The sequence below is a fragment of the Streptomyces sp. NPDC057616 genome, from assembly GCF_042800575.1.
In the GTDB taxonomy this organism is placed as follows: domain Bacteria; phylum Actinomycetota; class Actinomycetes; order Streptomycetales; family Streptomycetaceae; genus Streptomyces.
On the sequence record NZ_JBHVGU010000023.1, the window covers coordinates 1 to 9,729 of the forward strand.

At 73.1% G+C, this 9,729-nt stretch carries 8 protein-coding genes and 1 tRNA gene; 2 read left to right on the forward strand and 7 right to left on the reverse strand.

All coding sequences use genetic code 11. The features are described 5' to 3' along the window. Nucleotides 1–291: hypothetical protein (locus tag ACFU97_RS27075; RefSeq protein WP_384261341.1), on the reverse strand; the 291-nt coding region annotated here is incomplete at its 3' end. Nucleotides 292–389: 98 nt separating this feature from the next. On the opposite strand from ACFU97_RS27075, the gene ACFU97_RS27080 reads away from it, so the two are divergent. Continuing rightward, complete coding sequence (locus ACFU97_RS27080) at nucleotides 390–890, forward strand: hypothetical protein (protein ID WP_384261344.1); 501 nt, start codon at nucleotides 390–392, stop codon at nucleotides 888–890. On the opposite strand, the gene ACFU97_RS27085 is transcribed toward ACFU97_RS27080, so the two are convergent. The 6 genes from ACFU97_RS27085 to ACFU97_RS27110 form a co-directional block, all read right to left on the reverse strand. Next, entirely contained in the window at nucleotides 880–1,665 is a 786-nt protein-coding gene (locus ACFU97_RS27085; RefSeq protein ID WP_384261347.1) for a glycosyltransferase family 2 protein, read from the reverse strand. The genes ACFU97_RS27080 and ACFU97_RS27085 overlap by 11 nt on opposite strands. A 182-nt stretch (nucleotides 1,666–1,847) precedes the next feature. Further along, nucleotides 1,848–5,885: an AAA family ATPase gene (locus ACFU97_RS27090; protein ID WP_384261350.1), complete on the reverse strand. Its 4,038-nt coding sequence runs from the start codon at nucleotides 5,883–5,885 to the stop codon at nucleotides 1,848–1,850. Nucleotides 5,886–6,251: 366 nt separating this feature from the next. After that, the gene (locus ACFU97_RS27095; RefSeq protein ID WP_384261352.1) at nucleotides 6,252–6,914 is read right to left on the reverse strand and encodes a DUF4232 domain-containing protein; all 663 of its coding nucleotides are present in this window, start codon (nucleotides 6,912–6,914) and stop codon (nucleotides 6,252–6,254) included. A 295-nt stretch (nucleotides 6,915–7,209) separates the two neighbouring features. After that, a tRNA-Pro gene (locus ACFU97_RS27100) sits at nucleotides 7,210–7,283 on the reverse strand. A 34-nt stretch (nucleotides 7,284–7,317) separates the two neighbouring features. Continuing rightward, nucleotides 7,318–8,103 carry a Pr6Pr family membrane protein gene (locus ACFU97_RS27105; RefSeq protein WP_384261355.1) on the reverse strand — a complete coding sequence of 262 codons (786 nt, stop codon included), beginning with the start codon at nucleotides 8,101–8,103 and terminating at the stop codon, nucleotides 7,318–7,320. Nucleotides 8,104–8,192: 89 nt separating this feature from the next. Continuing rightward, nucleotides 8,193–9,119 (reverse strand): metallophosphoesterase, encoded by a 927-nt coding sequence (locus tag ACFU97_RS27110; protein ID WP_384261357.1) that lies wholly within the window; start codon nucleotides 9,117–9,119, stop codon nucleotides 8,193–8,195. Nucleotides 9,120–9,213: 94 nt separating this feature from the next. Between ACFU97_RS27110 and ACFU97_RS27115 the strand changes: the two genes are divergently transcribed. Further along, complete coding sequence (locus tag ACFU97_RS27115; protein ID WP_384261360.1) at nucleotides 9,214–9,681, forward strand: GatB/YqeY domain-containing protein; 468 nt, start codon at nucleotides 9,214–9,216, stop codon at nucleotides 9,679–9,681. Nucleotides 9,682–9,729: the final 48 nt, after the last annotated feature.

A 9,729-nucleotide genomic window follows, 5' to 3' on the forward strand; every position in this document is an offset into this window, starting at 1 on the left:
GCCGTCGGCCGCGGCGGCCAGCTGCGCGGCGAGCGCCGCGGCGGCGGAGGCGTTCCGCGCGCAGCGGGCGTCGGCCGCCGGGTCGGGGGCGCTCGCGGTGAGCGCGTCGAGGGAGCGCGCGGACAGGCGCAGGGCACCCGCGGCGCGCCCGGCGGGCGTCGTCGGTACGACTTCGGCGGCGGCCGGGTCCACCCCGGCGTGCCCGCACGTCGCCACGGCACGGTCGTAGGCGCTGTGCGCGCGAGCGGCATGGCCCTTCCTGAGCGCCTCCGCGTCGTCGAGCCCGGTCATCCCAACCCCCTCGATCCCGCTTCTGGATATCTGACGGACCGTCAGTTATCGTCCCCTGCTGTCCGGCTTCCAAACGGGTGAGTGAAGGGCTGAACGCAGTGGCGACGACGACACCTCCCCCCAGTCCGCAGCCGACCGGGGACCCCCGCTGGGTCGCGCTGTTCCACGGGTCGTCCTCGGGGACCTGGCAGGTGTGCGCCGAGTCGCCCCACCGCGCGCCCGTGCAGTACGCGCTCGGCGAGATGGCCCAGACCGTGCGGGCGCGCGGCGGCACGCTCGCGGTGAGCCTGTGGGGTCCCGAGGGCGGCGGCTGGCGGCGCTTCGACGTGTCGGCCGCCCCCGCCGCCCCGGTGCCCCAGGCGCCCACCGGCCCCGAGGAGCCGAGCAGGCTCTCGGAGCGCATGGACGCCCGCAAGCGGCAGGTGCTCACGGCCGGCCTGAGCAAGGCGGGCCTCTACGACCTCGCACCGGACGACCACACGGCCGTACAGGCGCTGGTGGAACGGCTCGACGAGACGACGGTGCGCCGGGTGGCGAGCTGGCTCGCGGCGGCGGCCGCCGGCTCCGCCGGTGCAGAGGGCGGGGCCGTCAGTCCGTGAGTGGGGGGTGCGGGCGGAAGGCTGCGAGCGCTCGCGCGCGCGCCTCCACCACGGCCATCCGCGCCTCGCGCTCGGCCGGGTCCACGTGCGCCGCCTGGCCGGTCACCTGTCCCTCCCACTTGCGGTAGAGCAGGCCCGGCTCGCGGGAGAACCAGCCGCGGCTCACGGCGTTCAGCGCGAGCAGCAGGCCGGTGTCCTCGGACGCCGGCAGGGCCATCCACCCGCCGAGCGCGAGCAGCAGGTCCCGGCGGACGCACAGCGTGGCCGGATGCACCTGGGCGCGGAAGCCGTTCGCCTTCCAGAAGCCGAGCAGGGCGCCCCGCTCGATCGGGCCCTCGTCCGGGTCGCCCGGGAAGCCGGCCGTCGAGCCGTCCGGCAGCAGGTCCAGCGCCCGCGACGTCGTCCAGCCGGTCTCCGGCTCGCCTTCCAGCACCGCGAGATCACGGGCCAGCGCGCCGGCCGGCAGCAGGTCGTCGGCGTCGAGGACCTTCACGTACGGGCCCTCGGCACGGGCGAGCGCCATCGTGCGGGCGACACCGGGGCCGCCCGGCCGCCCCTGCCGGAAGGTCACGCGCGCGTCGTCGGGGACATGGGGCCGGACCTCGTCCGTCGTGCCGTCCTCCTGGATCACCCAGTGCCACGACCAGCCCGGCAACAGCTCCTGCGCGCAAAGGGACTTGTACGCCTCGGCGAGGAACCCGGCCGAGGGGGCGTGCACGGCGGTGACGACGGCGATGCGCCGGTCCACGGCGGCGCTCACCACCTTTCCGGGCATGTGGCGGACATGCGAAGACCCGGTCGCTGGCGACGGGGGATGCACCAGCGACCGGGCTGAGGCCCAGCCTAACAAGGCCGCAGGCGCGGCGGGAGTCGGCGACCCGTCTCCGGCCCGTGGTTGTGGCCGGAATCACGAGTTCCCTTCGATCAACTCACCACCATGACACAGGAGTTGACGCCCTACTCGCCGCACGGAGGCTGGTACGGAAGCCGCGGCAGGTACTCGTGCCACTTCTGCGCCGTCAGCACCCCGTGCGTGGCCGAGCAGATGCGCCGGATGGCGTCGTCGGGGTCCAGGCTCCACAGCCGTACGGTGTCGGCGCCGCTGGAGACGCCGAGCATGTGGTTGCGCGGGCTGAACGCGAGGAAGTTGCCGGTCTTGGCGTTGGGGCTCATCGACTGGCCGATCGGCCCGGCGTGGGCGGGGTCGGACACGCTCCACAGGCGCACGGTGTTGTCGTTGCCGCCGCTGGCCAGCATGCGCCCGCCCGGGCTGTACGTCAGCGACACGACCGCCTCGGTGTGGCCGGTGAGCGGGGAGCCCAGCGGGGTCGTCCTGGCCGGGTCGGTGCTGTTCCACAGGCGGACCGTGTCGTCGTCACCGCCGCTGGCGAGGGTGTGTCCGTCGGGGCTGTAGGCGAGCGCGTTGACGGGTCCCGCGTGCCATCTGAGCGGCCTGCCGACCGGTGTCGTGTGCGCCGGGTCGTCGACGTTCCACAGCCGGATGGTGCCGTCGGCGCTGCCGCTGGCGAGGGTGTGGCCGTCCGGGCTGAAGTCGAGGGCGTTGATGTAGCCCTTGTGGCCGGTGAGCGGGGCGCCGTACGCGACGACGTGCGCCGGGTCGGTGACGTTCCACAGCTGGAAGGTGTGGTCGGTGTAGGCGGTGGCCAGGGTGCGCCCGTCGGGGCTGAACGCCAGCGCGTCGGGGCCCATGAACCGGGTCTGGAGCTTGACGGGGTGCCCGTAGGGGACCGGCCGCGCCGGGTCGGCGACGTTCCACAGGTGCACCGTGCGGTTGGCCGTGAGCACCGCGAGCGTGCGGCCGTCGGGGGAGAAGACCATCTCCTCGCCGCCGTCGGCGTGTTTGAACGGCCTGCTCAGCGCCACCGGCCGGCCGGGCTTCTGCACGTTCCACAGCCGGACCGCTCCGTCGCGCCCGACGGTCGCGAGCACCTTTCCGTCCGGGCGGAACTCCCCGGTCCGGCCGATCATGTCCGACGTCGGGATCGACCACAGGCGGACCTTGCCGTCACCGCTGCCCGTCGCGAGGGTGCGGCCGTCGGGGCTGAAGCCCAGCGCGTACATCTCGCCGCTGCTGCCCGCCAGCGGCTCGCCGACCTGTGAGGGAAAGGCCGGGTCGCTGACGTTCCACAGGCTCGCGGTGCTGTCCGCGCTCGCCGCGGCCAGCTGCTCCCCGCCGGGGCTGAAGGCCACGGACCAGATGGGACCGGTGTGGCCGGTGAGGGGCGAGCCGATCTGCGTGGCGTGTGCCCGGTCGGACACGTTCCACAGCCGTACGGTGTCGTCCGCGCTGCCGCTGGCCAGGGTGTCGCCGTCCGGGCTGAAGGCCACGGAGTGGACCAGGTCGGTGTGGCCCTTCAGGGGCGAGCCGACCTGTGCGGCGTGCACCGGGTCGGACACGTTCCACAGCCGTACGGTGTCGTCGTCGCCACCCGTCGCCAGCGTCCGCCCGTCGGGGCTGAACGCGACCGAGCGCACGGCGGCGGTGTGGCCCTTCAGGGGCGGGCCGACCGGAGCGGCGTGTGCCGGGTCGGAGACGTTCCACAGGCGTGCGGTGCGGTCCTCGCCGACGGACGCCAGCGTGTGCCCGTCCGGGCTGAACGCGATCAGGTAGATGGTGCCCTTGTGCCCGGTCAGCGGCGCACCGAGCCGGACGGGATGGGCCGGGTCCCGCACGTCCCACAGCCGGATCGTCCCGTCGTCGCCCGCGCTGGCGAGGGTGTGGCCGTCCGGGCTGAAGACCGCGCTGCTCACCCAGCTGGTGTGGCCGGTGAGCGGGCGGCCGAGCGGCTTGGGCCGGCTGCGGTCGCGCACGTCCCACAGCCGGACCGTGCGGTCGTAGCTGGCGGTGGCGAGTGTCTTCCCGTCCGGGCTGAACGAGGTGAGGTAGACGGCGCCCGCGTGGCCGGTCAGCGGGGTGGCCAGCGGGGCGTTCACGATCGACACCAGCCGGCTGTTGGCGTCGTGGTCGCCCGGCCGCAGCCGGTGCGCCACCAGGTCGAGCTGGGCGGAGAGCGAAGGATCGGTGTACTGGACGCGGTCGGCCTCGGCGACCACCTGCGCGAAGACGGCGTCGTTGCGCTGCTGCCAGGCGACGACCGCGGCGCCGACGGCCAGCAGCGCGAGCACCACCAGGGCGGAGACCGCGCCGCGGCTGATCCACACCGTGCGCCGGCGCAGCCTGACCGAGGCGGCGAGGAACTCCACGGCGCTGCGGGTGAGGAAGGTGTCGCCGCCGTCCTTGGCGGACTTCGCCCAGGTGTGGGCCTGCTCCAGCCGCGAACCCCGGTAGAGCAGCGAGGAGTCGCGCTCGGAGCCCTCCCAGGCCCGGCCGTCCTCCTCCAGCCGCTGGCGCAGCAGATTGCCGTTGCGGTCCTCGTCGATCCAGTCGCGCAGCCGCGGCCAGGCGTGCAGCAGCGCCTCGTGGGTGATCTCCACGGTCTCCGCGTCGAGCGTCACCAGCCGGGCGCGGACCAGCGCCTCGAGCGACTCCTCCGTCTTGTCCGGGTTGGTCGACTCGTCCGCGAGCTGGCGCCGGGTGCCCCTGCGGCGGGTGGCCTGGGTGTCCTCGCTCAGCCGGACCAGCCGCAGCAGCAGAAGCCGCGCGGCCGTACGGGCGGGCGGGTCGAGGCTGGACCAGGCCCGCTCGGCGGTCGCGGCCACCGCGCCCTGGATGCCGCCCGCGGCGCGGTAGCCGGCCAGCGTGAGGCGCCCCGCCTTGCGCCGCTGCCAGGTGGCGAGGAGCGCGTGCGAGAGCAGCGGCAGCACGCCGGCGTCGTGCGCGCCGCGCGGCCCGTCGGCGCTCACCTCACGCACGATCAGCTCCGCGAGACCCGGTTCGAGCTCCAGCCCGACGGCCTTGGCCGGACCGTTGACCGCGTCACGCAGCTCGGCGGTGGTCAGCGGCCCGAGCACCATGTGGCGGTGCTGCAGCGCGTCGGCCAGCTCGGGATGGGCCAGGCACTGCTCGTAGAAGTCGGCACGGATGCCGAGTACCACCAGCACCGGGGCCGGTTCGTCGGGGGCCGCGGGCGTGCACGCGGCGTGCAGGACGCGCACGAACAGCCGCCGGCTCGCCGCGTCCGGACAGAGGGTGAACGCCTCCTCGAACTGGTCCACGATGACCACCGGACGGCCCCCGGACGGCGCCTCACGGCGGGCCCACCGCGCGAAGGCGTCCCGGACGCCGCCTTCGTCCGGGTGCTCGTCGTCCCCGGCGTTTTCCCTGGCCCTCGGGGTCTCGGCACTCCCGGTGCTCCCTGTGACGGCGGAACCGAGCTCGGGAATCCTGCGGATCAGCTCCGCGACGGGATCCGCTCCCGGTACGAGCTGCAGCACGCCGCGCGGCTTGTTGCCGATCCCCAGCGCGCCGCTCTGCACCGCGGTCGCCAGGCCCGCGTGCAGCAGCGAGGACTTCCCCGCGCCGGAGGCGCCGACGAGCATGACCAGGCCGCCCGTCCCCTCCGCCGCGAGCAGCTGGTCGACGAGCGCGCCGGTGCTCCGGTCCCGGCCGAAGAACCAGCGGGCGTCCTCCTGCCGGTACGAGGCCAGGCCCCGGTACGGACACACGCCGGGAACGGCCGTCGCCTCGGCGGCCGCCTCCTCGGGGTCCGCGGCCGCCGCGGGCCGGTCGCCGGCCGGGTCGGCCACCGCGCGCTCCCACAGGCGCTGCCAGTGGCCCATGTCGTAGAGGCCGGCGGAGACCGGTGCGGGACGGGCGCGCCGGGCCTGGGGGATGAGGACGTGCAGCACGGCGGCGAGGGCGGCGAAGTGCGCCGGTACGTTCTTGGCCCGCCGCCAGTCGCTGATCCGCTGGGCGGATACCCGTACGGGCCGCCCGCGCTCGTCCACCCGCTGCAGCTGTACGACCGCCTCGGCCACGCGCGCGAGGGGAGGGTTGCCCGCCTCCTTGTACAGCAGCGCGAGCCGCTCCGCGAAGGCCGTACGTGCCCCTGAATCGGAACCCACGGCCTCCACTCCTCACTTCCCCCGCGTGCGTCCATCCGGACCGGAAAACTCACTTTATACGGCTGACCTGCGGCTTAAGTCTCCGGACCGGAGCCGGAATCTCCTCAGCAAGAGCCCCGGCTGGCAGGATCACGACGCAAGGGCGAACCACCGCCGCGCCGTCCGCGCAGGCCATCAGCTCAGCGCCCGGAGACACAGCCCAGGACGCCGAAAGTTCTCGGTCAGCTTCAGCCCATGGTGCCGAAGCGGCTCACGAGGCGGTGTCGGCCCCACCGCTGATCTCTTCGCTCGAGTCCGAAGGCCGTCCGCACCGTTCGGCGCCGGTCCCCACGAGGGGAGGGACCGGAGCCGGACGACGCGGCGCGCGGGCGGTTGTCAGCCGCCGTTGCCCGCCCGGAAGACCGTCAGGTTCGCGGCGTCGGAGACGGGTACCGCACCGCCCGTCCAGTCAACCTTCACCGGTTCCTTCTCGTCCGGCGGCGTGATCAGAATGCCGGTGGGCGTGGCCGTCCTCGCCCCGCTGATCTCAGGGTTGCCGAAGCTCAGCCCGGCCCAGGCGCTCCGGCCCGGTGCCAGCGTGATCCTCACCGGACTCCCGGCGGCCCGCCTGGGATCCGGCCCCACCTGCTTGCCCGAACCGTCCACGAAGGCGGCGCCCGGGTATCCGTCGAGCGTGCAGGTGGTCCCGGAGAAGTTGGTCACGACCAGCGGAAAATTCTCCTGCCCGGCCCCGGGATCGTTCTGCCCCACGTGCCCGCGCAGCTGGGAGGCCCGACACCGGGTGCTGCCGCCGCCGTTCTTGGAGGAGCTGCTCCCCGTGCCCTTGCTGCCCTGCGTGCCCTGCGCCGACGGGTCGCCGACGGAGGCGGACGGGCCCGTGTGGGACGCGGTGGCGGAGGCGTCGCCGCCCCCACCCTTGCTGTCGCCACCGGTGCCGCTGTCGCTGCCCGAACCGCCCCCGCACGCGGTGAGCAGCCCCAGAGCGGCAACCGCCCCCATCGCGACAACGCCCCGCCGTGCCCTCAGAAACATGAACATGCGCTCCTCACAACTCACCGCCCACGAGGGACGTATCCGTGCACGGGCGGCCTGCACCCGCTGCCCCTCTCCGATGCACGACGGAGCAAAAGAGTTCGCACGAGTTTTCTGAGCAGCACGATCCCGGTGCTTCGAGCCACCAGGCGTCGTCATCGCCAGGCTTCACGAGACATAGGCTGTGGAATCCGAGAACGATCTCTGGGTGTGGCCCAGACCGGCGCCGGGGTCATGGACGCGCAGAAACAACTGAGGCACCCACCATCACTGGTAGGTGCCTCATTTGGTGTTTCGGCTGTCGGGGTGGCGGGATTTGAACCCACGACCTCTTCGTCCCGAACGAAGCGCGCTGCCAAGCTGCGCTACACCCCGATCGTCGCCGCTGCTCGCGGCGACGTCGTTTACTTTAGCCCACGGGTGGCTGGAGACGAAATCCGGTTTTGCGGCGGGGGCGGACCGGGTTGGGGCGGGCGTGGTCGAGGGCGACCATGAGGACCGCGAGGCCGTAGAAGGCGAGGCCGAGCAGGAGCGCGTTGGCGAGGACGTTCTTGTAGCTGTGGAGGTCGACGTCCAGGAACGGGTAGAGGTAGCGGCCCGGTGTTCCGGGCAGGATCAGCTCGCCCCTCGCGAAGGAGAACAGCAGGTAGGCCAGCGGGTAGAGCAGCCACGTCGCGGCCTGGCGGAGGTGGAGGCCGCCGCGGGGTGTCAGCAGCAGCCAGTCCAGCACGGCCGCGAGCGGGACCGCCGTGTGCAGGACCTGGTTGGTGATCCACTGCCAGCCGGTCAGGGCGGTCGTGGGGCCCGTCATGGCGAACGTGGGGGAGGTGCCGGCCAGGAGCAGGTGGTACACCAGCCCGGTGATGGTGATGTAGAGCAGCGTCGCGCCGGTCCACGCCGAGGGGAGCGGGCGGCGGGCCGACCAGGCGCGGCGGGCGGAGAGCGCGAAGACCACGGCCACGAGGATGTTGCTCTGGATCGTGAAGTAGCTCAGGACCCGGACGGGGCTGCCGAGGAGCAGGTCGATGGTGACGCCCGCCGCTGCCGCCAGCGCGACCAGGAGGCGGTACACGGCGGCCAGGGGACGGCGTACGGGAGTCACCACCGCGGCGGCGGGGACAGCGGAGTGCGGCAGCGCGGGAATCCCGGAGAGTGCGGGCAGGTCCGGGATGTCCCTGGGTATCGGGGCGGTCATGCCCTCAAGTTAGGCAAAAGGGGCATATGCGGCCACGCGAGTGGGCCGCGCGGGTTACCCCTGCCCCACCGAACCCCGCACCCTCGGTGTCAGTCCCGGCTCACCAGCGTCAGCAGCGACGCCTCCGGCGGGCACGCGAACCGTACCGGCGTGTAGCGGTTCGTGCCGCAGCCGGCCGAGACGTGGAGATACGACGTACGCCCCTCCGCCGAGTGCGTCGACAGGCCCTTCACCCGTTCCGTGTCCAGGTCGCAGTTGGTGACCAGGGCGCCGTAGAAGGGGATGCAGAGCTGGCCGCCGTGCGTGTGGCCCGCGAGGATCAGCGGGTACGCGTCGGCCGCGAAGGAGTCCAGCACGCGCAGGTACGGCGCGTGCACCACGCCCATCGAGAAGTCCGCCGCACCGGAGGGGCCGCCGGCCACCTGGAGGTAGCGGTCGCGCTTGATGTGCGGGTCGTCCAGGCCCGTGAGCTCCACCGAGACGCCCTCGACCTTGAGCGTGCCGCGCGTGTTCGTCAGGTTGAGCCAGCCCGCCGCGTCGAAGCCGTCCCGCAGGTCCTCCCACGGATTGTGGATCGCGCCGACGACCGGCGGGTTGCCGTTCAGGCCGTGCCGCCGCTGGGCCTTCTCCAGCAGGTAGCGGGCCGGGTTGCGGAACCGGGGGCCGTAGTAGTCGTTCGAGCCGAAGACGTACGCCCCGGGGAACTCCATCAGCGGGCCCAGCGCGTCCAGGACCTCCGGCACGCCGTCGGGGTCGGAGAGGTTGTCACCGGTGTTGATCACGAAGTCGGGGCGCAGACCGGCCAGCGAGCGCAGCCAGCGCTGCTTCTTGCGCTGTCCGCCGACCATGTGGATGTCGGAGACCTGGAGGATGCGCAGCGGCTGCATTCCGGCGGGCAGGACGGGGACCGTCACCCGTCGCAGCCGGAAGGAGCGGGCCTCGAACCCCGCCGCGTACACCACACCGGCGGCGCCGGCCGCCGCGATTCCCAGAGGTACTCCGTATCGAGCGCGCATACGTCCATCGTGTCAGACCCGGAGACCCTCCCGAGTCCCACCGCCCTTTAAATGAGCGGGCATCGGGCCCTGTGCACCTGCGACAATCGGTGTCATGACCACCACGCTCAAGTCGAAGCTGCAGGAAGACCTCAACGCCGCGATCAAGGAGCGCGACGAGCTGCGCTCCTCGACGCTCCGGCTGACGCTCGCCGCGATCACCAAGGAGGAGGTCGCGGGCAAGGAGAAGCGCGAGCTCTCCGACGACGAGGTGCTGAAGGTGATCACCAAGGAGGCGAAGAAGCGCCGGGAGGCCGCCGACGCCTTCGCGCAGGGCGGCCGGGCGGAGAGCGCCGAGCGGGAGAAGGCGGAGGGCGAGGTGCTCGCCGCGTACCTGCCCAAGCAGCTCGGTGACGAGGAGCTGGAGCGGATCGTCGCGCAGGCGGTCGAGGAGGCCCGGGCGGCCGGCGCCGAGGGCCCCCGCGCGATGGGTGCCGTCATGAAGATCGTGAACCCGAAGGTGGCGGGCCAGGCCGAGGGGGGCCGGGTCGCCGCGGCGGTGAAGAAGCTGCTGGCGGGCTGATCCGCCGCAGAGCCGTACGAGAATGGCCCCTGACGGTCGTCGTACGAG

What these genes read in the sequence shown, in the direction of transcription:
- ACFU97_RS27085 (WP_384261347.1), bottom strand. Translation starts at nt 1,665, where the DNA reads ATGCCCGGAAAGGTGGTGAGCGCCGCCGTGGACCGGCGCATCGCCGTC.
- ACFU97_RS27095 (WP_384261352.1), bottom strand. Translation starts at nt 6,914, where the DNA reads ATGTTCATGTTTCTGAGGGCACGGCGGGGCGTTGTCGCGATGGGGGCG.
- ACFU97_RS27105 (WP_384261355.1), bottom strand. Translation starts at nt 8,103, where the DNA reads ATGACCGCCCCGATACCCAGGGACATCCCGGACCTGCCCGCACTCTCC.
- ACFU97_RS27110 (WP_384261357.1), bottom strand. Translation starts at nt 9,119, where the DNA reads ATGCGCGCTCGATACGGAGTACCTCTGGGAATCGCGGCGGCCGGCGCC.
- ACFU97_RS27115 (WP_384261360.1), top strand. Translation starts at nt 9,214, where the DNA reads ATGACCACCACGCTCAAGTCGAAGCTGCAGGAAGACCTCAACGCCGCG.